The organism is Chitinophaga sp. RAB17, assembly GCF_052114225.1.
Classification (GTDB): domain Bacteria; phylum Bacteroidota; class Bacteroidia; order Chitinophagales; family Chitinophagaceae; genus Chitinophaga.
In genome coordinates this window covers 99,540-122,424 of the sequence record NZ_JBFREI010000003.1, presented here as the reverse complement: position 1 = coordinate 122,424, position 22,885 = coordinate 99,540, and the positions used below count along the sequence as shown (strand labels likewise).

Here is a 22,885-nt window from a genome sequence, read left to right as displayed (position 1 = left end):
ATAACTATGTTCCCTGCACTCATACCGCTCATTCCTTTTGCAAGTGCCTTCCTGCTCATGCTGGGCTGGAAACGTATGAGCCGTATAGCCGTCACCGTAATTGGCTGCGGCAGTATTGGTCTGGCCGCTATAGTAGCCGTACTGATAGCCATACAATTTGCCGGCAATGGAGAACAGGCCGTTGTACAGCATGCCGCTAACTGGCTGGAAGTGGGTGGATTTAAGATAGGCTTCGATCTCAGGATGGATGCGTTGTCTGTAGTATTTGTAGGGGTGATTACAATAGTAGGTTTCCTGATACATGTATATGCTTCCGGTTATATGCACGAGGAGCCCGACTACGCCCGTTTCTTCGCGTGCATGAATTTATTTGTAGGGGCTATGCTCACCCTGGTGATGGCAGATAATTTATTGCTGCTTTACTTTGGCTGGGAAGGAGTAGGACTCTGCAGCTATCTGCTGATTGGCTTCTGGTATAAAGATCCGGCCAATGGCTATGCTGCACGCAAAGCATTTATTGTTACGCGCGTAGGCGATACTGCTATGGCGATTGCATTGTTTATGTTGTTTCAGTATACAGGTACATTGCGTATCCCGGAGATACTGGACAGCAGCACGCACCTGTGGACTAAAGGCGATCCGGTGATTACCTGGATTGCATTGTTGCTGCTGGGTGGCGCTGTAGGTAAGTCGGCGCAGCTGCCTTTACAAACCTGGCTGCCGGATGCCATGGCCGGCCCTACGCCGGTGAGTGCGCTGATCCATGCAGCCACCATGGTAACAGCAGGCGTATACCTCATTGCACGCACACATACCTTATTTGAACTGGCACCTGATGCACAAACCACTACCGCCGTAATAGGTGCTATTACACTGGTGCTGGCCGGTTTTAGCGCATTGGTGCAAACAGATATTAAAAGAGTACTGGCTTATTCTACCATCAGCCAGATTGGCTATATGTTCCTGGCATTGGGATGTGGCGCCTGGTCGGCAGCGGTATTTCATTTTGTCACACATGCATTTTTTAAAGCCCTGTTGTTTATGGCTGCCGGCGCTATCATTGTGGCGCTGCATCATGAGCAGGACCTGTTTAAAATGGGTGGACTGAAAAAACAGCTGAAGGGCGTATACTGGGTTTTCCTGATCGGCTGTGCTTCTCTGGCGGCAATTCCTTTTGTAACAGCCGGCTTTTATAGTAAAGATCAGATTATCTGGTTGTCCTGGTCTGCCGCAGGCGGACATATGGGTTTCTGGCTGGCTGCCTTGCTGGGCGCATTACTTACGGGCATGTACACCTTCCGGATGTTTTTCCTGGTGTTTTATGGAGACGTTAAAACGGAGGTGCATCATCATCCTGGTAAAAGCATGATGATCCCGCTTTATATCCTGGCGGTATTATCTACCATTGCCGGATTTATAGAACTGCCGCATACGTTGGGGCATGTAACGCTTTTCAGCAACTGGCTGCTGCCTGTATTGCCAGCGGTTACGGTGTTGCAGGAAAGTGTTTCCCTGGAATGGACTTCTCAGGCATTATCTGCCCTACTTGCGCTGAGTGGTATAGGGCTTGCCTATGCTTGGGTAGTGTTGCATCCGAAAGGGATGTCTGACTTCCTGGAAATGCCTGCCATCCTTTGGTTACGCGGTTTTTGGAGCAGAGGATGGGACTTCGATAAATTATATAATATCCTGTTGGTATATCCTTATGTATACCTGTCACGCATGAATAAGAAAGATCTGATAGACAAAATGTATACTCATCTCGCAGCAGCCATGGAGTGGTGTCATAATATGCTGGCACGTACCCAGAGTGGGTTGCTGCGGTGGTATATATTGGGTGTAGTACTGGGTGCAGTAGCGATATTGTCTGTACTCATCTGGAGAATATACATATAACCTAAACGTATAAACGAACTAATATGATCCTGCTGGTACTATTGTTGATTCTTTTCGCTGCGGCGCTGCTATCGTGGATAGTAGGTGCGAAAAGCCATGCAGGGAGCCGCTGGATAGCCCTGTTTAGTTTATTGCTGAACCTGGGTATTGTAATCAGTATCTGGATAAATCATCCTGCGGGTGGAGACCGCTGGTGGTATCAGTACCGGATAGACTGGGTGCCGCATTTCGGTATCAGTCTGCATTTGGCCATGGATGGTTTAAGCCTGCTGATGCTGGCACTTACTTTTTTTCTTGGGGCGTTGTCGGTATTGATTTCCTGGAAAGAAATCAATAGCCGGGTAGGCTTTTTTCATTTCAATCTGTTGTTTGTGCTTTGTGGGATTACCGGTGTTTTTCTGACAATGGACCTGTTTTTATTTTATTTTTTCTGGGAGATGATGCTCATACCGATGTACTTTCTGATTGGTATCTGGGGCCATGAGCACCGGGAATATGCGGCCAATAAGTTTTTCCTGTTTACACAGGCAGGAGGTTTACTGATGCTGCTGGCCATATTGGGTCTTTACTTTGTACATGAAGCTAACACACACGTATATACGTTTGATTACTTTGATCTGTTAAATACGCCGATGACGCCATCGACCGAACGTTGGCTGATGCTGGGTTTTCTGGTGGCCTTCCTGGTAAAATTGCCGGCAGTACCTTTCCATACCTGGTTACCGGATGCACATACAGAAGCGCCTACGGCAGGCAGCGTAGTGCTGGCCGGACTGTTGCTGAAAACGGGCGCATATGGTATTCTTCGTTTTGTATTGCCACTATTCCCTGCTGCGGCTGCGGAAATAGCTCCGATAGCTATGTTGCTGGGCGTAGTGGGTATTCTTTACGGAGGAATGCTGGCATATGCACAAACGGATCTTAAGAGACTGGTTGCCTATACGAGTGTAAGTCATATGGGCTTTGTATTACTGGGAGCTTTTGCATTTAATGAAATTGCTTACCAGGGTGTGGTGATGCAGATGATTACACATGGCATCAGCACCGGTGCCCTGTTCATTATTGCCGGTGCTTTATACGAGCGTATTCATACCCGCAACATACGGCAAATGGGCGGCCTCTGGCTGCGTTTACCTTTCATGGGCAGTGCTGCTATGATTTTTGTGATGGCTTCGCTGGGCTTGCCCGGATTGGGCAATTTTGTGGCAGAATTCCTGGTGCTGCTGGGAAGCTGGCAGGCCAATCATCTGTTGACAGTATTGGCTACGATTGGTTTGGTGGTGGCTACCGCCTATTCTTTGCGCATTATGCAGAAAGTTTTTTTCGGGCCCTGCGACCGGCAATATACTATGCAGGATCTCAACGGGCGCGAACTGGTGATTATAGTGGCCCTGGTTATCGTCATTTGCTGGTTGGGATTTCATCCGCAACCGGTACTCAACACTTCCCAAATTATAGATTATGTCGTTCGCTGATTTTTTAAGCCTTGGACCGTTGATTACCCTAAGTGCTGCGGCAGTGGGAGCTATGTTGCTGATAGCGATATGGCGTAATCACCGTATCGTATACAGCTTCACCCTCATCGCTTTTATTATGTCGATGATGGCGGTGATACCGGCCATAAAATATATTCCACATGCTTATCCTCCGCTACTGGTGATAGATGAATTTTCCCTGTTTAATACAGGGCTTATTCTGATAGCGGGCTTCATTATCCTGTTGTTGTCGTTTAACTATTTTGAAGAAAGAGAGGAACGTAAGGAAGAATATTATATCCTGCTGATATTGGCTACCATCGGAGCATTGGTGCTGGTGGTAAGCCGGCATTTTATGGCGTTGTTCCTGGGATTGGAAATATTGAGTATCAGTTTATATGGGTTAATTGCGTACCTGCGTGCCCGTGAGCGTTCCGATGAAGCAGGGATTAAGTACCTGATGCTGGCGGCGTTGTCTTCTGCCTTCCTGCTGTTCGGTATGGCGCTCGTATATGCTTTTACCGGACATATGGATTTTCCCGGTATAGGTGTGGCTTTGCGGCAGGCGGGTTATTTGCCGGTAAGTGTGATGGCAGGTTTCGGATTGATGCTGATAGGGGTGGGCTTTAAACTCGGTATTGTACCTTTTCATATGTGGGCGCCGGATATTTATGAAGGAGCGCCATTGCCGGTGGCCGCCTTCATTGCTACTGTTTCAAAGGGCGCCATGCTGGTATTGCTGATCCGTTTTTACCAGGACATTCACGGTAACGACTATCCGATGTTATGGTGGATTGTAGCCATTATTGCGGTGGCCTCTATGTTTGCGGGCAACTGGCTGGCATTGACCCAACAAAATATTAAGCGCATACTGGCCTATTCGTCTATAGCTCATATGGGATATATCCTGGTAGCTTTTTTATCGGGCGTACAAACAGGGCTGGAAGCATTGGCCTTTTACCTGGTGGCCTATTTTATTACCAGTATAGGCGCGTTCGGTGTAGTGATTGTGATGTCGAGTAGTTTGCAGGATGCAGAAACGATTGCTGATTATAAAGGGCTGTTCTGGCGCTATCCCTGGGTAGCCACAGTGTTTACTGCTATGTTGTTATCCCTTGCCGGCATACCACTCACTGCCGGATTTATCGGTAAGTTTTATGTGGTGATGGCGGGCGTAAACGGGCATCAGTGGTTCCTGTTGTTTATGCTGGTGATCAACAGTGTAATTGGATTGTACTATTATATCCGCCTGGTGGCGGCCATGTTTGCTGTACCTGCCCCGGGAGAACAAACAATGGTAGTGCCGGCCCTGCCCATGGCCGGTAATATCACCCTGGTTATTTTAACCATACTGTTAATAGGGCTGGGTGTGTATCCTACTGCTATGATGCAGCTGATACAGCAGATGATGCGGATACTGATTTAACTATCAACCTGCTCTGTTCTGCTCATCGCTGGTACCTGTTTTTCTTTCCCTGGCGGCTTTGATGCTGGCGCTGCCGAATTTATAACTGAAAGAAAGATTCACGGTCCTGAACTGCCAGGTATTAAAAATACTCATGTTCAGGTTCGCAAATTCTGCGGCACCGCGATAGCTTTCATTACGCAGTATATTATTAAAGCTCAGCTTCACAGTAGCATTTTTATCCATGAACATCTTCTGAATGCCCAGGTTCAGGTTATATTGACTGTAGCCCCTGAAAATGCCGAAAACAAAGGGAGAATTATAATACCCCATTACTTCCAGTTTAACATCTTTGGGCAGTGTGATCGTATTGGTACTGCTGATATAGTAATTAACGTTGTAACGGCTAAAGGGCTCGTTAGTAGTAGGATCCTCAAACTTGTATTTATTGTAGGAAAGATCCACATTGTTATCGCTGCTCCACCACTTGGTGACTTGTATAGGCAAGGTTAACAGCAGGCTGTAGATGTCCGTTTTGTCGTAGTTACGTTCTGTGCTGATAGAGGCTTTGGTGCTGTCGTCCTGTGTAATAAATTCTTCCATCATATCTTTTATACGGCTGTATCGCAGGGTAGCAATATACTTATCCTTAAAGGTATAGGAGACTTCCGCAATATTGCTGTATTGTGGTTTCAGGTAAGGGTTGCCTTTGAAATACGTGTATTTGTCGAGGTAAAACATAAAAGGGTTTAGCTGTCCGTATTGCGGTCTTTCTATCCTGCGTGACATCGCCAGGCTCACTTTATTCTTATCATTTATTTTTTGTTCCACATTGATATTCGGGAAGAAGTCGGTGTAGGAACGTTTTACATAAGTGTCTGTTGTGAACGAATGCCCGGTAGATGCGGTATTCTCTACCCTTAAGCCCAATTGCAGGGCTGTTTTGTGTATTTGTTTTTTATAAGTGGCGTAGGCGGCGTACACATCTTCCTGGTAATTAAACCGGTCACTCAACGTTGGCGAGGGGCGGTAAATACCTTTATAGAGAGAGTCGAACTGTAATAGGTTGGTGGTGGTGACAAAACTTGCTTTGGCACCCGCTTCCAGTTTGCTTTCTTTACCCAGTGGCCAGCTGAGATCGGCCTTCAGGCTTTTAATGAGCACCTGGGTACCACCGGTAGTACGGATGCTGTTAGGATTCCGGCTAAGTTTTGAATGCGGATCATACAAACTGTCGTTCAGCTGCATGAAGCGGTGATTATTGAATTGGGCATAATCTGCATCGAAGCTGATTTCGCGGCCTCCGGCGGTGTCAATGATGCCTTTATAGTTCAGGTTAAGGGCTATATTATCAAATTTATTGTCATTAACGGTGAGGGAGTTGACAACAGAATCCGGCGGCATGTTGGGTCTGCCCAGGTGAGTGGCGCTATAGATCTGGTTGCTGAAGGCGTTTTTAAAGCCATTGGCCAGTACCCCGATGGTATGTTTATCGTTGATAAAGTAATCCATACCCACTTTGAGGTAGTTGTTTTTGAAGCGGTTACGCTGAAATACGTCCTGTTGCATGAAAGTAGTGCTGCCATCGCTTTCTTTCACAGAGCGGCTGTAGTCGCGGGTAACCTGACGGGGATAATCGCCCTGGTCGAAGTTGCCGAACAGGTTGAACTTCTCGGTTCTCCAGTTAATATTGCCGGATATGCCATAGCGACCATATTTCGACTGGGTAAGGGTAGCATTGACGTTACCGTTTACGCCTGTCATTTTCCCTTTTTTAGTTTTTATATTGATGATACCGCCATTACCGGAAGCATCATATTTGGCAGAGGGGCTGGTCAGTATTTCTATAGAGGCAATACTTTCTCCTGGTGTGGTTTTCAGGAGATTGGTCAGCTGTTCACCGCTTAAATAGGTCAGTTTACCATCAATCATTACAGTAACACTCTGTCCTTTCAGGGTAACATTTTCGTTGTTGTCTACCTGAACGCCGGGGGCTCTTCGGAGCAGGTCCAGGGCGGTATTACCTGCTGCGCTTACACTATTTTCTATATTCATCACCGTTTTACCGGCAGAGCTTTCGATATAAGGTTTTTGAGCGGTTACATTCACTGCCTGCAGGTTTTTGCCCAGCGGTGGCAGTTTCATGCTGCCCAGGGCAATGGTTTTGTGGCCGGCATCTACCTGGAATGCGGTACTATAGGAGGTGGTATATCCCATTTGCGATGCCTGTATGAAATAGTGTCCGTTAGCAATGCCATCAAAGGCACAGCCGCCATTTTCGGTACTCATTTCACCTTTTACGAGGGTGGAGTCTTTTACCTTCCGCAGCATAACGCTGGTAAAGGGGAGGGGCTTACCCGCATTGTCTGTAACTGTTAGTGTAATTTTTCCTGAGGAGTTGGGTTGTTGTGCAAACGCCGTGAAGGTGCAACAAAAAAGCATTCCCAGGGCTACGATGATCGTTTTCATACTATCGTTTCCGTTGTATAAGTTCTCAAAAGCTATAACCAATAAATATGTAGGGGGCCGTACTATTATTTCTTCCTATAATTATCCTGGATGTATTTAAAAGCCAGGTTCATGATGTCTTTTGCTGTTTCCATGGGTACTTTTTCTGTCTCATTCGCAATACATGACTGGGTAGCAGGAACGGCAGGTGTTTCCCGGAAATTTCCGAGCGTAATCAGATATATAGGCAGTTCATCCGGGTTTTTGGCCGAAAGGTGGCCATGGCTTGCCATTTTTCCTCCCAATACTAAAATAAGCATCAGAAAGGTACTCAGGCACAAAACGATAGCAACTTTTTTCATACCACATTTTTACTAAAGACGAACGGGTACAAAAAAAGTTGCACGGGGGAGTCAAATTATTTTGCTGGATAAATTTATTTTTTCCAGAGACGTTGTATGGTAGCGGGAGAACGTTGTTCTAAAAGTATGGTATGTCCATCACTGAGTTCTTCCAGCAGGTTGGTCTGGTAATAACGAACGGTGAGGAGCTCCAGTCCTTCATTATACACGATTTTGAACTGCTGGTGCAGGGTCTTGATCAGGAGTTCTATCTTTTCCGGGTTATTATCTATGCAGCAGGAAAAATTGATCGCTCCGTTCTGCATCAGGTTAATTTTTACCTTCAGCGCGTGGAAGATCTCGTAAATATCACTGATTTTATCTTCTGTGATAAAGGAATAGTCCTTGGAGGTGATATTCAGCAGTACCTGGTTCTTTTTCAGCACAATAATGGGAGGTAGCTGTCTTACATCTGCCGTTTCCTTAATCACGGTGCCGGGCAGATTTTTATCCAGAAAGCATTTTACCAGCAGTGGTATCTGTTTGTTCTGCAGTGGTTTAATGGTTTTGGGGTGTATGACCTGGGCGCCGTAATAGGCCATTTCAATTACTTCTCCATAACTGATTTCCGGTATATTCACGGTATTGGGAAACAATTTAGGGTCTGCATTCTTCAGGCCTTCCACGTCTTTCCAGATCGTTTGGCTTTCTGCATCGAGCATATTGGCAAAAACGGCGGCGGAATAATCACTGCCTTCCCTGCCCAGGGTAACGCTTTCGTTTTGATCGGTAGCGCCAATGAAGCCCTGTGTAATCACGATGCTGGTCTTTTCAAAGAGAGGGGCCACTTTTTCAGTTACCTGTCTCTGGGTATATACCCAGTCAATATTAGCATCCCGGAAGTTGTCATCTGTACGGAAAACATCCCGGACATCCAGCCAGGTATTATTCAGGCCGATGCTGTTAAAGAAAGCACTTACAATGGCGGTGCTCAGCAATTCTCCCAGGCCCACCAGCTGATCATAGTAATAATCATAGGTGCGCAGTGGTTTTTCACCCAGCGTCCATTCGGCTTCGGTAAAGAATTGCTGGAGTTGCGTAAACAAAGGGTGTTCGCGGGTACCCAGTAGTGATTCAGCTACATTGATGTGATGCTGTTCAATGTTGAAAAGCAATTGTGCGGCAATTTCCCGTTTCCGGAGAAAAAAGCTTTCTGCTACCTTTTCCAGCTCATTGGTAGTTTTTGCCATGGCAGAAATAACAATGAGGAGTTTTTCGTCCGGAAATGACTGCACTATCTGCGCCACCTGCCGGATACGTTCAACACTTTCTAAACTTGCGCCACCAAACTTGAAAACCTTCATATGATAGTTTATCTTCTTTTAAAAAATTATTTGGCAAAGTAAGACAAGTTTAGAATTGTTTTAAAATCTGTTTATAGATAAATGACAGTTCCCTTAAAATAGTTTCAATTCCTTTAATTTCGTTTGTACAACCTAACGTTATGAATCTTAAGCAAAAAGTAATGACCCTGGATGAATTCACTATTCAGGAGTTGCGGAATTACCCGGGGGCAACCGGTCAGCTATCCGGTTTACTCCGTGATATGGGGCTGGCAGCTAAAAGGGTAAATGTGGAAGTGAATAAGGCAGGTATTGCTGATATCCTGGGAGAAGCCGGCAAGACCAACGTGCAGGGCGAATCCGTAAAGAAACTCGATGAATTTGCCAACGAGCAATTCATCAACTCCCTGGAAACCAGCATTTATTGCTGTGGGGTGGCTTCAGAGGAAAATGAACATTTCATTCCTTTTCATGATGAGCATTCCAAAAAATCGAAGTACGTGGTACTGATGGATCCATTGGATGGTTCCAGTAATATAGATGTGAATGTATCTATCGGAACAATTTTCTCTGTGTACCGCCGCCTTACACCGGAAGGTACGGAGTGTGAGCTGGAGGACTTCCTGCAGCCGGGTACCCGTCAGATTGCGGCTGGTTATATTATCTATGGCTCTTCTACCATGATGGTATATGCTACGCGTCGCAGTGTGCAGGGCTTTACCCTGGACCCATCTATTGGTGAGTTCTGTTTGTCGCACCCTAACCTGAAATGTCCGCCAGATAGTGATATCTTCTCTATCAATATGGGATATTATCACTTATATGAAGAAAAGATCCGCAAGTCTGTTGACCATTTTATGGCCAGAAATGAAAACGACCGGATCTACCGCCATCGTTTTGTAGGCTGTATGGTTGCCGAAATACACCGTACTTTAATTCAGGGCGGTATTTTCATGTATCCTGCTTTCGGGAAATATTCATCCGGCAGGCTAAGACTTTGTTACGAATGTAACCCGATGTCCTTTATCATGGAAAAGGCTGGTGGCGTGGCAATGGCCAATGGTAAACAGCGGCTGCTGGAACTGAAGCCGGTACAACTGCACCAGCGGATGCCTATTTTTATTGGTTCAAAGAACATGATGGAAACCTGGCAGCATATTATGAACGATTAAGAAAGAAAAATATATTATTAAAAACGGTGTATAGGGGATACAAAATGTCCACTATACACCGTTTTTAATTTCTGGTATAACAGTTGCTAAACCTATGGTGTATTTAATAGTCTAATTATTATTCATTATTCATTATTCATTATTCATTATTCATTATTCATTATTCATTATTCATTATTCATTATTCATTATTCATTATTCATTATTCATTATTCATTTCTAATTATTAACCATTTTTATTCTATGTTGATTTTGAAGAACCAACGGATCTTTGCGTTATTGGTAGCTGTTTTTGCCTTCTTCCAGGTGAGTGCATGTTCACGTGCCACCACCCGTCAGGCAGATGGCGGTAACACCGGTGGTAGTATGGATGAACAGATCCTTTACTACACCAATAAGTTCCGTCAATCCAAGGGACTGAAGCCTTTGCAGCTGGATGCCACCATCAGCCAGCAGGCCCGCAGTCATAGCCGCGATATGGCTAATGGCAGCACCGGCTTCGGGCACGAAGGATTTGAAGAGCGTGTAGCCTACGTTTCCAAGAAAATGGGGCGCGTGGCAGGTGCTGCGGAAAACGTTGCATACGGCACCCTGGATGCTGAAGCGGTGGTAAATGGCTGGATCAAAAGCCCCGGACACCGTAAAAACATGCTCGGTGACTACACCCTGATCGGTATTGGTACTGCTGGCAAGGGCAGGATCACTTTCTTTACACAGGTGTTTATTAAGCAATAAAATTAGGAATTACGAATTATGAATTACGGATTTGTGGGGAGATGATAAACGCGAGTATCAACCTTCGCTCTTATCTCCCCACAAATCCGTAATTCGTAATTCATAATTCGTAATTCTTTCTGTAATTTGGCCCCATGGAAAAGAAAAAGATCATTGAGGTAAATAACCTGGTTAAAAAATACGGGGAATTTACTGCGGTAAAAGGGATCAGCTTTGAGGTGTATGAAGGTGAGATCTTTGGCCTGTTAGGCCCTAATGGCGCAGGCAAATCAACGACCCTGGAAATCATTGAAACGCTGCGCGATAAAACAGAAGGGAAAGTGACAGTGGGCGGCTACGACCTCGACAAAGATCCTAATGATATAAAGAAGATTATCGGCGTACAATTGCAAAGCTCCGGTTATTATCCGGGACTGAACCTGATAGAGCTCATCGAAATGTTCGGTGGTCTGTATAATCAACCAGTATCTCCCATGAAACTCCTGGGGATGTTTAACCTGGAAGATAAAGCCAAAGCAAAGTTCAAAGAGCTTTCCGGCGGCCAGAAACAACGTTTTTCCATTGCTACCACGCTGATCAACAAACCACAGATCATATTCCTGGATGAACCTACCACCGGACTGGATCCTCAGGCAAGACGCAACCTCTGGGATCTGATCCTGCAGGTACGCAGCCAGGGCACTACCGTGGTGATCACCACTCACTATATGGATGAAGCAGAGTTCCTGTGCGACCGCTGTGCAATTGTAGACAGTGGCCGTATCATTGCTATCGACTCTCCTGATACACTGATCGATCAACTGGTATCCTCAGGCTTTGAAAGAGCAAAAGAAGTGAAGAAAGCAAACCTGGAAGATGTATTCATTCATCTCACTGGTAAAGATCTACGGGAAGAATAAATAAACCGGATGGAAGCACTTAAATATCCTATTGGCCGCTTTACAGCATTACCGGAGTATACTCCTGCCATGCTGCAGGGATTCATCAAAGACATTCACTATTTACCCCAGCTGGTGGAAATAGCGGTGCAACAACTGGATGAATACCAGCTGCAAACGCCCTACCGGCCGGATGGCTGGACGGTAGCACAGGTAGTGCATCACCTGGCAGACAGCCACATGAACGGATATATCCGCATGAAACTCGCCCTCACAGAAGAACAACCCATTATAAAACCATATGAGGAAGGCGAGTGGGCAAAACTGCCGGATGTGAAATTCATCCCCATCAATGTGTCTATTACCCTATTACATGCCCTGCATACCCGTTGGACTAACCTGATGGAACATTTAACCGCCGCTGACTGGGAACGTACTTTTATACATCCCGCCAACGGTACACAACATAATCTGAAAACCCATGCCGCTAATTATGCCTGGCATGGTAAACACCATCTGGAGCATATCCTGCGCCTTAAGGAAAGGATGGATTGGTAAAGCATTGATATTATGAATATGGATTGGAAATTACTGTCTTCGGAATACCTGTTTAAAGACGCCTGGTTAACTGCGCGCGCTGACAAATGTGAAACACCTGCCGGGAAAATAGTCGAACCTTATTATGTACTGGAATATAATAACTGGGTAAACGGTGTGGCCTTGCGGGAAGACGGACAAGTAATTATGATACGTCAATACCGGCAGGGCGTTGGCAGAACATTGCTGGAAATTCCCGGTGGTACAATGGACGCCACGGATCCTTCTCCTTTATTTGCCATGAAGCGCGAAATGCTGGAAGAAACCGGCTATGAGTTCAAGGAATGGATATCATTGGGTACAATTGCTCCTAATACTGCTGCTGCCAATAACTATACACATATGTTTCTGGCTACCGGCGGTGTAAAAGTGCAGGAGCAGCAACTGGATCATAATGAAGACATTGAAGTGGTGATTATGCCACTGGAAGAACTGCAGCAACTCGTACTGGATAATAAGATTGTACACAGTCTGCATACCACCTGTATCTTCTACGCGTTGCTGCACCTTGGCAAAATGGGGATGAAGTAGTTTACATCACCTCTGCGACCACAAAAAAGCTACCACAAACAAGAATCATATCATCCGGCTGGGCGTGCTGCCTGGCCGCTTGCAACGCTGCCTGCACAGATGCATGCGCGTGACCCTGTAAACCACTGGCTGTGCCCATTTCCGCCAGTGCTACTTCATCCATGGCACGCGGAATTTGTGCTTTGCAAAAATAATAATGCGCTGTAGGAGGGAATAAAGGCAATACTTTTTCTACTTCTTTATCTTTTACAAATCCCACTACAATATGTAGCTGCTGATAGTTTACATGGCCCAGTTGCTCCATTACTTCACGGATGCCGGCTTCATTATGACCAACATCCAGTACAGTAAGCGGATGCTGCTGAATCACTTCCCAGCGGCCTCTTAAGCCGGTGAGCTTTTTTACATGTGATAGTGCTCCGCTGATATGTTCCCAGGTAATATGCCATCCGTTTTGCTGTAATACTTTGACCGCAGATAATACGCCCATCACATTTTTTTCCTGGTATTGTCCATTCAGGTCCAGCTGTAAACGCCGCATTTGCTGTTGGCGTGTATCCAGTAACGTTATATTCAGATGACTGCCTTCAATAGCGCTGGATGACTCCATCCATTCCTGGTCTGCAAAGTGAATGGGAGCATTCAGTGAGGCGGCTTTATCAATAAAAACATCCTGTACTTCTGATTGCGTTTCACTGATTACCACCGGTACGCCGGCTTTGATAATGCCTGCTTTTTCTCCGGCAATCAAAGGGAGTGTATCTCCCAGCATATTTTTATGATCAAAGCTGATATTGGTAATCAACGAAAGTTCGGGAGTAATTACGTTGGTACTGTCCAGGCGCCCGCCCAGTCCCACTTCAATGATGGCAATATCTACGGCTTCCTCCTGGAAATAGCGGAAGGCCATGGCTACCGTGAGTTCAAAAAAGGAAGRCTGTATGGAGGTAATGTGCGGACGCATCTGCTCCGTAAAACGGATGACAAAATCTTCCGGCACCACCTGTCCGTTTATGCGGATGCGTTCCCGGAAATCAAGGAGGTGAGGAGAGGTATACAATCCTGTTTTGTAACCCGCCTGTTGGAAAATGGCCGCCAGCATATGACTGGAAGAGCCTTTCCCATTGGTGCCGGCAACGTGTATGGTTTTAAAAGCATGCTGCGGTTGTTCCAGTAAATCCAGCAATGCAATAGTATTATGCAGATCTGTTTTAAAAGCACTGGCACCCACTTTGGTAAACATGGGTAGCTGTGCATAAAGATAGTCCAGCGTTTCTTTGTAAGAGGCCATAATTGTAAATTACAATTACGAATTACGAATTGCGAATTACGGATTTGAGGGTAGATCCTATGTTATTACCTCCACACAAAGCCGTAATTCGTAATTCGTAATTCGTAATTTTCTTAATAATTAACCGGGCAGCCCAGCTGGCGCTTACGCATCCGGAAGATGCCACCACCATTGCCATCGCCCCGTTCGAACATGCTTGAATTTAAGCGCAAAGCTACGAAAGCCCCCGCATGATCGATACGTCTTTCAAAAAGGTTGGTAAAAATTGTACTCGAGCCTATCAGCAAAGGCCCTATGCGAATGCCGGCACCCACATCTGCCTGACCGTTATGATTAATGGTCAGCGGCAGATAAGCACCAAACAAGCGTGTTTCATACCGGGGCGTAATATTGAACTGCGTCAGCGCATAGGTTTTGGTGATATCTCTGCGTCCCGCTGTTAAGGCAATTACCGCATTGGTACTAACAAAAAAACGACCATCTATATTGTAATCGCCCATCAGGTTCAGGGCAGTAGGTAAGGTCATGTTAAACGTGGAATCGGTAGCCAGTGGTGTGAAGTATTTATTCAGCCGGCGTGCATATTGCTGCAGACTTTCATTTTTCCTGTACTGGATATCATTAGGTACCACATGATCTTTCACCAGGCTGAGATCTGTATTGTTGGCGCCTTTGGTGTATTTGATTTTACCGATATCAGTAATGGAAGCGCCTATACGGAATTTATAATCATCTGCATCCRAGCCCTCGTAGGCGCCGAAGCCACCATTATCGGGGCGGTATTCATAAATCATCCCGATGTCGATTCCAATCCCATTGTTATTAAACAGTTTCAGATTTTTTTGCGTAGGTGATTGCCAGTCATCCAGCTCTTTACTATAGCCATAATACAGCGTACCACTGGTGATGCTGGCATCGCGGGAATTATTCAGGCGGAAGTCAGCATTTTTTACGGAAGCATAGCCTGCGGCCACACCACTTAAGAGTTTCAGCGTAATACCCGCTTTCAAACGGCTGTCATAGCTTTCTTTTATTACCCGCGCATAGCTGAGCCCCAGCTCATGCCATATGTGAGAGGTAACACCTGCCTGGGGAATGCTTAAGTTAACGTTCTTATATCCTGTATTGGGGAAATCTACCCCAAAGAAATTGGCGATAGGAGTGGTAACATTCCCGCCATTACTGCTACTCCGCATACGCCATACAAAGGAAAGCGATTGCTTTTCATCAATAGCATACAATACAGAAGGCAATACTATTTCGGCCATTTCCCATCCATTCTGTTTTCTGTTGGCGCCTTCATCGAGAAAGTAATCCTTGTTACGCCGCAGGGTATCCGGCACGCTGAACAGCAATGATTTGGGAACACTTACGTAAGTATTGCCGGCATTGATATCTGCGCCAATAATATTCACATCCCATTTATAACGATAACCGGCTGCGCTGGCAGGGTTGGAAAATACGCCATAAATACCTGCATAGTTACTGTTGTTGTAACCCGGGAAAGTTTGTGCCATAGCGGCATACGTCAGTAGTAGCAGTACTGATGTGCTGAAAAAGATACGGTTAAGTCTTACAATCATCGTTGGCGATAAAAAATAGGTTTCTCGAAATGACACAAAATCGTGCTTATATGCTCTTGAAGTCATAGGTAGAGATGTAGGAATTCCTGGTCCGGTTTTCCAAGGCAGGCAGGAGCAGGATAAATTATCTTGCACTTGCCACTTCAAAAACGCCGGTTATTGTTTGTTGTTACTCTGCTTTGAAATAGAAACGTATGGTCCCGAATTGCTCTTCAGGAGCATCCGGGTTAGCATTATATTTTAGTTGTCCGCTTCTCGCTGCCTTCTTCGCTATTTCGATCAGTTGTGAATTGCTGATCGTAGACCCTTTCATACTGAAGGTGGCTGATGTCACATTGCCTTGTTGGTCTACTTTTATATTGATGGCTACATAGCCGGTTTCAGTACCATCGTAGGTTACCTGTGGTCTTCCTATCAGATTTCTGCCATTGAGATGAAAGTCCGAACGACCTCCTCCCAGGCCTCCGCCCGTGTATCCTCCACCGTTAGGGTTACCACCCAGCTGTCCACGATCTCCGGGCTTGCCGGTATTACCTTCTCCGGTAGCATTATTGGAGCCATTGGCATTGTTACCACTGTTGGCACTGTTGCCGGTACCACCGGAAAATACGGCTTTGGGCTTGGGTGCAGGTGGTGCTGGTTTCGGTGGTGCTTCTGTTGGTTTTTTTACTGGCTTGACAGGTTTAGGTTCCAGTTTTTTAGGAATCTCTTTCGGTTTCTCTACAGGTTTTTCCGGTTTTTTTATTTCCGGGGCATCCTCTTCATCCTGTGTAGCAATGTCTTGTTGTGGTTCACTATTGTCTTTGGCAGCGGTGGCCGGACTTTCTGCCGGTGCGGGTTCAGAGGCAGCCGCACTGGGTGGGTTAGGGTTAAGTGGTTGCTCATCACCCATACCATCGTCAGATGTGCCGAGGTTAACTTCCATCCCCAGGTCCTGGTCGGGCAGGGGTGGTGGAGCGGAGAATCCGGTAAATACAAGGGCAACTAACAGCAACGCATGAACGCCGATGGTAATGCCTAATGCCTGAATATTTTTTTTACCGTTTTTTTCCTCCATGATAACCTTATTGAGCGCCTGTTTAGACCAAAGTTAATGTTTTGATCCAGAAAAAATAATCACTCATCAAAAGATGAATTCCGGATCTTTGCAAAAACTGTGCTGTTAATCCGATTTTAAGGAATTTATTTTCGCCAATTTTTTATGAACCTCGTCAGACAAACTATTCGCCTTTATCAGAATGCCTATACAGGTCTTTCACCTGCCACCTGGTGGTTATCACTCGTGTTGCTGATCAACCGGAGTGGTACCATGGTGATTCCTTTTATGACGGTATACCTCACACAACATCTGCACTTCAGCATTGCCCAGGCAGGTTTGGTGATGGCCTGCTTTGGTAGCGGCGCTATTGTGGGCGCATTGCTGGGTGGATGGCTATCTGACAAAATTGGTTTTTACCAGGTACAGTTCTGGAGTCTTTTCTCTAACGGTTTATTATTCATTTTATTGGGACAGATGCGAACGTTTGAGCAAATATGTATCTGTGTATTTGTCATGAGTTCTGTGGGTGATGCTTTCCGGCCGGCCAATAGTATTGCCATTGCGGCCTACAGTGCCCCGGAAAACCGTACCCGTTCCTATGCCCTGAACCGCCTGGCGGTGAACCTGGGCTGGTCTGTAGGGCCGGCTGTAGGAGGAATCCTGGCCAGCTTCAGCTACCAGCTACTTTTCTGGGTAGATGGGTTTACCTGTATGGCTGCAGCGATATTAATGCGGATCTTCCTGCCGCCGGTAAAGGCACCGGTAAAGGAGGCCAAAACAGTGGTGATAAAGGAAGATAAGGTATGGAAAGATAATATCTACCTGTGGTTCCTGGCATTTGCCACTTTAAATGCTATCTGCCTGTTCCAGTTTTCCAGTATAGTGCCTTTGTATTTTAAGGAGGTGATGCATATGGAAGAATGGCTCATTGGTCTGAACATGTCTATCAATGGCATCCTGATCGCAGTGGTGGAAATGGTGATGGTATACCGCCTGGATGGCACCCGGCCTAACCTGGTATTTGTGGCGCGCGGTGCGCTGATGGTCTGTTCTTCCTATCTGCTGCTTTCTTTCCTGCCACCAATATGGGCAGTAGCGGCTTTATTTATGCTGATCATCACCTTTGGAGAGATGTTTTGTCTGCCTTTCATGAATAGTTTCTGGATTGGCCGGAGCAAGGACCACAACCGTGGCCAGTATGCGGCACTGTACACGATCTCTTATTCGTTGGCCAATATTGTGTCCCCGACTACCGGCGCTTTTGTGGTACAGCACCTGGGATTTAAGCCCTGGTGGGCCATCACGGCGTTAGGCTGTATTATATCAGGGACTGGTTTCTGGTGGTTACAGAAAAAAATAACCGCTGGTAAAGCAACGAGATCCATATCAGAGCTGGTATAGGCGGGAAGAGAAGCCGTAAAAAAGCCCGCCTGACATATTCAAAATTGTTAAAGACTTTGCAAATATTGTCACCAAAATGCTAATTTCGAGTAAAAATTAGTAAAATTGGTTAATGAAAGTAATTCAATTTACTGTTCCTGTTGCCGATGAAGGAGCTGTAGTTATACAGGAAGACATCCTCCCATACTTCTATAATTACCTGCACAGACATAAAGAGACACAGGTAACACTCATCATTAAGGGAGAAGGCACCCTGATTGCCGGTAATTATACCCAGCCATTTAAGGCGGGGGAAATTTATGTGATTGGTGCTAATCAGCCCCATATGTTTAAAGGGGATGCCCGGTATTTTGAAAATATTCAGGAGAAGAATATTCACGCTATTCATATTTTCTTCGATCATGAACAGGCGTTGCAGGGATTATTTTCATTGAAGGAAATGGAAACGGTCCGGAAGTTTTTACAACTCACCGCGAACAGTCTGCAACTACCGTCAGAACATGCAGAAAAAATTGCAACAGATATATTAAAGATCTCCCGTCTCAGCGGTGCAGAGCGATTGCTGGCATTTGTGGGAATGCTGGTCTTTTTTTCAAAACAGGTAAAGGAATGGAAGTCATTATCCACGGGCTTCTCCAGGCACTCTTACAGTGAGTCGGAAGGACTGCGGATGAATGATATTTACCAGTATACACTGGAGCATTATGCAGAAAATATTTCCCTTGGACAAATCGCTGCGGTAGCCCATCTGACCACCTACGCATTTTGTAAATACTTTAAGAAACATACCCGTAAAACATACCTGGAGTTTTTGAATGAAATCAGGATCAACGTTGCCTGTAAGAAGATCATTAATGGTGATTTTGATAGCATAGCTGCAGTAGCTTATGCTACCGGTTATAATAATCCTATTACGTTTAACCGGGTGTTCAGAAAGGTAACGGGGATGGCACCTTCTGCGTATGCAAAGCAATATCGGTTCGAGGAAGCGGAAAGCTGATTGAAGAAGCGGAAAGCTAAAGGCATAAAGCCAAAAGCTATTAAAGCGAATGACCAGAGCGAAGAATCAATATCCGCTCTGGTCATTCGCTTTAATAGCTTTTTGCTTTCGGCTTTTCGCTCTTATTAATGGGCGAAGTCGCTCATATAATCACCGGTGATACGTTCTATCGGTGGATTGAAATAACCGAATTTGAGATCAGGGAATTCCTCCTGTATCAGTTCCTGCAACTGTTTCACGCCCAGGCATTCTCCGGTTTCAGTGACTCCCAGTTTACCCAGGTACCAGTCAGGATCAATATTAAAATTACGCCACTGAATCATATTCAGCCCGGTTTCCCTGATCAGCTTGCGCAGTGCTTCGTACTCGTCTGCACTATCCGTCATACCCGGAAATACGAAGTAGTTGATGGAAGTCCAGCCACCAAATTCGCGTACTACTTTCAGACTTTCAACGATGTCGTCAAAAGTATAATTGTTAGGACGATAGTACGGCGTATAATATTTTTCCTGGGCAGAATTCAAACTCACGCGGATACTGTTCAATCCTGCTTCACACAAGGCTCTTACCGCATCGGGCTTGCTACCATTGGTGTTGATATTGATGCTGCCTTTAGGTGTATGTTTACGTATTTCGATGATGGATTCGCGAATGGTTTCCCACATGAGTAAAGGCTCGCCTTCACAACCCTGGCCGAAGCTCACGATAGGGAAGGGGGCTTCTTCGAGGTGGGGTACAGTATATTCTACGATTTCTGCTGCAGTTGGTTTAAAACGCAAACGATCCTGCGTAGAAACAATGCTTTCTTCTTCCGGCTGGAAGGAGATACATCCTACGCAATTGGCGTTGCACGCAGGAGAGGAAGGAATAGGGCATTCCCATCTTCCCATAAAATAATTACGTGCAGCAGGGCATTCGTAGGTCAATGCGCAATTTTCTGCCAGGTGTTGTACCAGCCTGTTATGCGGATATGCTTCTACCAGTGTTTTTACGCCCTGTTTTACTTTTTTGTCGTCAAAGCCGGCGCATTCCTGGCGGATATCGGCTTCAATACGGGTGGCAGGAACATAAAACTTACCATCCAGCCAACCCACTGCCGTATAACAAAACAACGGCAGGGTAGGCGCATCCGGCATGGTTTCGTAGGCTGCCAGGTAAAAACCGGTATGTGCCGGCGGAATGAAAGCCGCTACCGCCCATCCTTTATCACAAAGCTGCATATCACCGGTGGTGGCATTGATGCCAATACCACGGCGACCTGGCAACTCATACAAATTGCCTCCTTCCGGTAATTCGATCCACTCTTCTACGTCTACCGGCCACGCATCCCAGCCACTGCGGCCAGTTACGTGCATGCTGGTATCTTCAAAAATATTCCCTTCACCGTCAGAATATAATATGTAAGGTGTTTGTTTTAACATTTTGTGATTTTATGATCTGTTGGGATGAATACCTATTGAACCCTGGTCTGAAAGAAGGTATTTAATACTTCTCTCTGCTCTTTTCCAGGTTCATCCAGTATTTCCAGCTGCAGAATCTTGTTATTCTTAAAGTCTATTGTCAGAAGGTCGTTCCGCAAAATTACGTTATTCAGTTCGTTCCAGCCAACCAGCCTTTTGGAAAAGGTGGTAGGCAGCGTAATACCGGTGGTGTCCATCTTTACATACGATGGCTGGAAAATCCTGTATTCCATCCAGCCTACATATGCCAGGCCGCTCCCTGTCAGGAACAACAGCAGACTGGTCAGCGGCTGCAGGTGCGACAGGAAGTATAAACTGCCGGTAAAGCAGATGAGCGCCTCTATCATACGTGCTACCGTATTTGCTTCACTGAATTGCTTAAACCGCTTCATGGTAAACGGAAACGCAATTGCCATGAGTCCTACCACCAGGAAAAAGACCACCAGGAACCAGTTAGGTTGCGGACCACGGTATACACCGATCGCATTTATCAGAAACAGTATACCCGTAAGACCATGCATAACCGGTAATAACCGGATTCTGCTACTGGTATTAGGATGCAGGATGCGCAAACTATGCATGAACAGGAATGTAAGATTAGGAATTAGAACTGATCAACAGATTGCAAAGCTTGAACAACACACGGGCACCTACGTTGGCATCCCACTCATCGTGTGAAGTGCTTACTTCATTCAGGTCAAATCCAATCAGCTTACGACCACTGGCCAGTACGCGTTTGAAGAGATAATAAATCTGCTCTACTTCAAAACCACCAGCTACAGGGGTACCGGTATGCGGACATAATTTTGGATCCAGTCCGTCTATATCAAAACTAATGTATACCTGTTGCGGCAAAGTTTCAACAATGCTGTCGCAGATCGCTTTCCAGGTTTCCCCTTCGAATTGTCTTTCTTTGATTTGCTTATCAAAAAAGGTTACTACACGGCCTTCGCTGTTGTTGATGTACTCCACTTCTTCTTCGCAGTAGTCGCGGATACCCACCTGTACCAGCTTTGACAGCTGAGGTACTTCTGCCAGGGCATTGTACATAATAGAGGCATGTGAGTATTTGAATCCTTCGTAGGCATCCCGTAAATCACAATGTGCATCTATCTGTAAAATACCAAAGTCGCCTTTATGTTCACCAATGGCTTTAAAGAAGCCCAGCGGGGTGCTGTGATCACCACCTACCAATCCTACCAGCTTGCCTTTTTCCAGCAGCGCCTTGGTTTGGGTATATACCCACTCATTCATGGCCCTGGTGCCGTTGCTTACGTCTACCAGTGTTTTTTTCAGGAATTCATTTTCGGAAATATCTCCCCCTTCAGTCAGGAATTTCAGGTATAGCTCCGCTTCCTTACGCAGGTAATCGCTGCGCAGTAAAAGGTGCTTATCTGGTTCACGCATGTAAAAACCCTGTTTCCAGCCATCTTTCACATCCGCATCGTAAAGATCGATCTGGAAGGATGCTCTGAATATACGTTCCGGTCCACGGGCAGTACCATTATTATAGGATACCGTTACTTCCCAGGGCACAGGTAACAATACCAGCCGGGCTTCTTCCTCAGAAAAAGGTAAGCCAAAAACGTTGTTGGACAGCAGGCCAACTGAGTTAGGGTCAAATTGAGATAAATCTGCCATGATAAAATCGTACTTTTCTAAATTCCGCGCAAAGATAGGATTATGTTTACTTACAGCCGTCCTTCTCATAAAAAGAATTGCCTTTTATATAAAAATTGTCCGAAGAAGGTCATTTTGACTTAATTTTGCCGATTAATCGGAAACAAATAAAGTACGGCAAAAAGCAGGGATCGTTAAGGGCGCACTGGTAAAGGGTTTTGCAGCTTGTATCAAATCAATAGGGAAGATAATTTTCATATGAAAAAAACAAATATTATTCTGCTGGTGGTAATTGCGGTAGCAATTGGAGTGATAGTAACTATGGTGGGAGATTTCAGTACCTATGAAACTTTCGCGACAGCCCGGGAAAAGGAAGGAAAAGAATTCCATGTCATCGGGAAACTGGACACTTTAAAGGCGATGAATTACGACCCGATGAAAGATGCTAACTTATTCAGCTTCTACGTCCACGATAAAACGGGCGAATCACATAAAGTGGTATTCTACGGCGCCAAACCTACCGATTTTGAAAAAGCCGAATCTATTGTACTCACAGGTAAAATGGAGAAAGGCGAATTTCATTGCAGCAAAATACTGATGAAATGCCCGTCTAAATACAAGGACGACCAGGTGGCTATCAGCAACAAACAACTTTAATGTAATTATTTGA

The 22,885-nt window shown here is 45.6% G+C and carries 20 protein-coding genes; 11 read left to right on the top strand and 9 right to left on the bottom strand.

What is annotated here, in order from left to right; all coding sequences use genetic code 11:
• Nucleotides 1-6: 6 nt before the first annotated feature.
• From nuoL to AB4Z08_RS12375, 3 genes are read left to right on the top strand one after another with little or no spacing between them, the layout of a single operon-like run.
• Nucleotides 7-1,896: an NADH-quinone oxidoreductase subunit L gene (nuoL, locus tag AB4Z08_RS12385; protein WP_441574051.1), complete on the top strand. Its 1,890-nt coding sequence runs from the start codon at nucleotides 7-9 to the stop codon at nucleotides 1,894-1,896.
• A 23-nt stretch (nucleotides 1,897-1,919) separates the two neighbouring features.
• Complete coding sequence (gene nuoM / locus AB4Z08_RS12380; RefSeq protein WP_441574050.1) at nucleotides 1,920-3,371, top strand: NADH-quinone oxidoreductase subunit M; 1,452 nt, start codon at nucleotides 1,920-1,922, stop codon at nucleotides 3,369-3,371.
• A complete protein-coding gene (locus AB4Z08_RS12375; RefSeq protein WP_441574049.1) occupies nucleotides 3,358-4,797 on the top strand; it encodes an NADH-quinone oxidoreductase subunit N in 1,440 nt (479 codons plus the stop codon). The genes nuoM and AB4Z08_RS12375 overlap by 14 nt, the downstream gene beginning before the upstream one ends.
• Nucleotides 4,798-4,800: 3 nt before the next feature.
• On the opposite strand, the gene AB4Z08_RS12370 is transcribed toward AB4Z08_RS12375, so the two are convergent.
• The 3 genes from AB4Z08_RS12370 to AB4Z08_RS12360 all read right to left on the bottom strand — a co-directional run bounded on the left by AB4Z08_RS12370 (nucleotide 4,801) and on the right by AB4Z08_RS12360 (nucleotide 8,929).
• Nucleotides 4,801-7,245 (bottom strand): outer membrane beta-barrel protein, encoded by a 2,445-nt coding sequence (locus AB4Z08_RS12370; RefSeq protein WP_441574048.1) that lies wholly within the window; start codon nucleotides 7,243-7,245, stop codon nucleotides 4,801-4,803.
• 65 nt (nucleotides 7,246-7,310) lie between these two features.
• Nucleotides 7,311-7,586 (bottom strand): hypothetical protein, encoded by a 276-nt coding sequence (locus AB4Z08_RS12365; RefSeq protein WP_441574047.1) that lies wholly within the window; start codon nucleotides 7,584-7,586, stop codon nucleotides 7,311-7,313.
• 74 nt (nucleotides 7,587-7,660) lie between these two features.
• Entirely contained in the window at nucleotides 7,661-8,929 is a 1,269-nt protein-coding gene (locus tag AB4Z08_RS12360; RefSeq protein WP_441574046.1) for an aspartate kinase, read from the bottom strand.
• Nucleotides 8,930-9,069: 140 nt separating this feature from the next.
• On the opposite strand from AB4Z08_RS12360, the gene fbp reads away from it, so the two are divergent.
• The 5 genes from fbp to AB4Z08_RS12335 all read left to right on the top strand — a co-directional run bounded on the left by fbp (nucleotide 9,070) and on the right by AB4Z08_RS12335 (nucleotide 12,821).
• Entirely contained in the window at nucleotides 9,070-10,080 is a 1,011-nt protein-coding gene (gene fbp / locus AB4Z08_RS12355; RefSeq protein WP_441574045.1) for a class 1 fructose-bisphosphatase, read from the top strand.
• Nucleotides 10,081-10,323: 243 nt separating this feature from the next.
• On the top strand, nucleotides 10,324-10,815 hold the full coding sequence (locus AB4Z08_RS12350) for a CAP domain-containing protein (RefSeq protein ID WP_441574044.1): 492 nt from the start codon (nucleotides 10,324-10,326) through the stop codon (nucleotides 10,813-10,815).
• 134 nt (nucleotides 10,816-10,949) lie between these two features.
• Nucleotides 10,950-11,714 carry an ABC transporter ATP-binding protein gene (locus AB4Z08_RS12345; RefSeq protein WP_441574043.1) on the top strand — a complete coding sequence of 255 codons (765 nt, stop codon included), beginning with the start codon at nucleotides 10,950-10,952 and terminating at the stop codon, nucleotides 11,712-11,714.
• 9 nt (nucleotides 11,715-11,723) lie between these two features.
• Nucleotides 11,724-12,251 carry a YfiT family bacillithiol transferase gene (locus tag AB4Z08_RS12340; protein WP_441574042.1) on the top strand — a complete coding sequence of 176 codons (528 nt, stop codon included), beginning with the start codon at nucleotides 11,724-11,726 and terminating at the stop codon, nucleotides 12,249-12,251.
• Between the two features lie 18 nt (nucleotides 12,252-12,269).
• Entirely contained in the window at nucleotides 12,270-12,821 is a 552-nt protein-coding gene (locus tag AB4Z08_RS12335; protein ID WP_441574041.1) for an NUDIX hydrolase, read from the top strand.
• 1 nt (nucleotide 12,822) lies between these two features.
• Here the strand turns inward: AB4Z08_RS12335 and AB4Z08_RS12330 are convergent, their stop codons facing one another.
• From AB4Z08_RS12330 to AB4Z08_RS12320, 3 genes are all read right to left on the bottom strand, one after another.
• Nucleotides 12,823-14,112, bottom strand: a complete 1,290-nt coding sequence (locus tag AB4Z08_RS12330) for a bifunctional folylpolyglutamate synthase/dihydrofolate synthase (protein WP_441574040.1) — start codon at nucleotides 14,110-14,112, stop codon at nucleotides 12,823-12,825.
• A gap of 113 nt (nucleotides 14,113-14,225) precedes the next feature.
• Nucleotides 14,226-15,731, bottom strand: coding sequence for a DUF5723 family protein (locus tag AB4Z08_RS12325; protein ID WP_441574039.1), 1,506 nt, complete (start codon nucleotides 15,729-15,731; stop codon nucleotides 14,226-14,228).
• Between the two features lie 133 nt (nucleotides 15,732-15,864).
• Nucleotides 15,865-16,752, bottom strand: a complete 888-nt coding sequence (locus tag AB4Z08_RS12320; RefSeq protein WP_441574038.1) for a hypothetical protein — start codon at nucleotides 16,750-16,752, stop codon at nucleotides 15,865-15,867.
• A 144-nt stretch (nucleotides 16,753-16,896) separates the two neighbouring features.
• Between AB4Z08_RS12320 and AB4Z08_RS12315 the strand changes: the two genes are divergently transcribed.
• Nucleotides 16,897-18,135 (top strand): MFS transporter, encoded by a 1,239-nt coding sequence (locus AB4Z08_RS12315; RefSeq protein ID WP_441574037.1) that lies wholly within the window; start codon nucleotides 16,897-16,899, stop codon nucleotides 18,133-18,135.
• Between the two features lie 112 nt (nucleotides 18,136-18,247).
• The gene (locus AB4Z08_RS12310; protein ID WP_441574036.1) at nucleotides 18,248-19,135 is read left to right on the top strand and encodes an AraC family transcriptional regulator; all 888 of its coding nucleotides are present in this window, start codon (nucleotides 18,248-18,250) and stop codon (nucleotides 19,133-19,135) included.
• A gap of 125 nt (nucleotides 19,136-19,260) precedes the next feature.
• On the opposite strand, the gene AB4Z08_RS12305 is transcribed toward AB4Z08_RS12310, so the two are convergent.
• The 3 genes from AB4Z08_RS12305 to AB4Z08_RS12295 are packed head-to-tail and all read right to left on the bottom strand — an operon-like array spanning nucleotide 19,261 to nucleotide 22,236.
• Nucleotides 19,261-20,556, bottom strand: a complete 1,296-nt coding sequence (locus AB4Z08_RS12305) for a radical SAM protein (RefSeq protein WP_441574035.1) — start codon at nucleotides 20,554-20,556, stop codon at nucleotides 19,261-19,263.
• A 32-nt stretch (nucleotides 20,557-20,588) separates the two neighbouring features.
• On the bottom strand, nucleotides 20,589-21,176 hold the full coding sequence (locus tag AB4Z08_RS12300) for a hypothetical protein (RefSeq protein ID WP_441574034.1): 588 nt from the start codon (nucleotides 21,174-21,176) through the stop codon (nucleotides 20,589-20,591).
• Nucleotides 21,177-21,192: 16 nt separating this feature from the next.
• Nucleotides 21,193-22,236, bottom strand: a complete 1,044-nt coding sequence (locus AB4Z08_RS12295) for an agmatinase family protein (protein ID WP_441574033.1) — start codon at nucleotides 22,234-22,236, stop codon at nucleotides 21,193-21,195.
• Between the two features lie 237 nt (nucleotides 22,237-22,473).
• Here AB4Z08_RS12295 and AB4Z08_RS12290 point away from each other — a divergent pair, with 237 nt between their 5' ends.
• Entirely contained in the window at nucleotides 22,474-22,872 is a 399-nt protein-coding gene (locus tag AB4Z08_RS12290) for a cytochrome c maturation protein CcmE domain-containing protein (RefSeq protein ID WP_441574032.1), read from the top strand.
• Nucleotides 22,873-22,885: the final 13 nt, after the last annotated feature.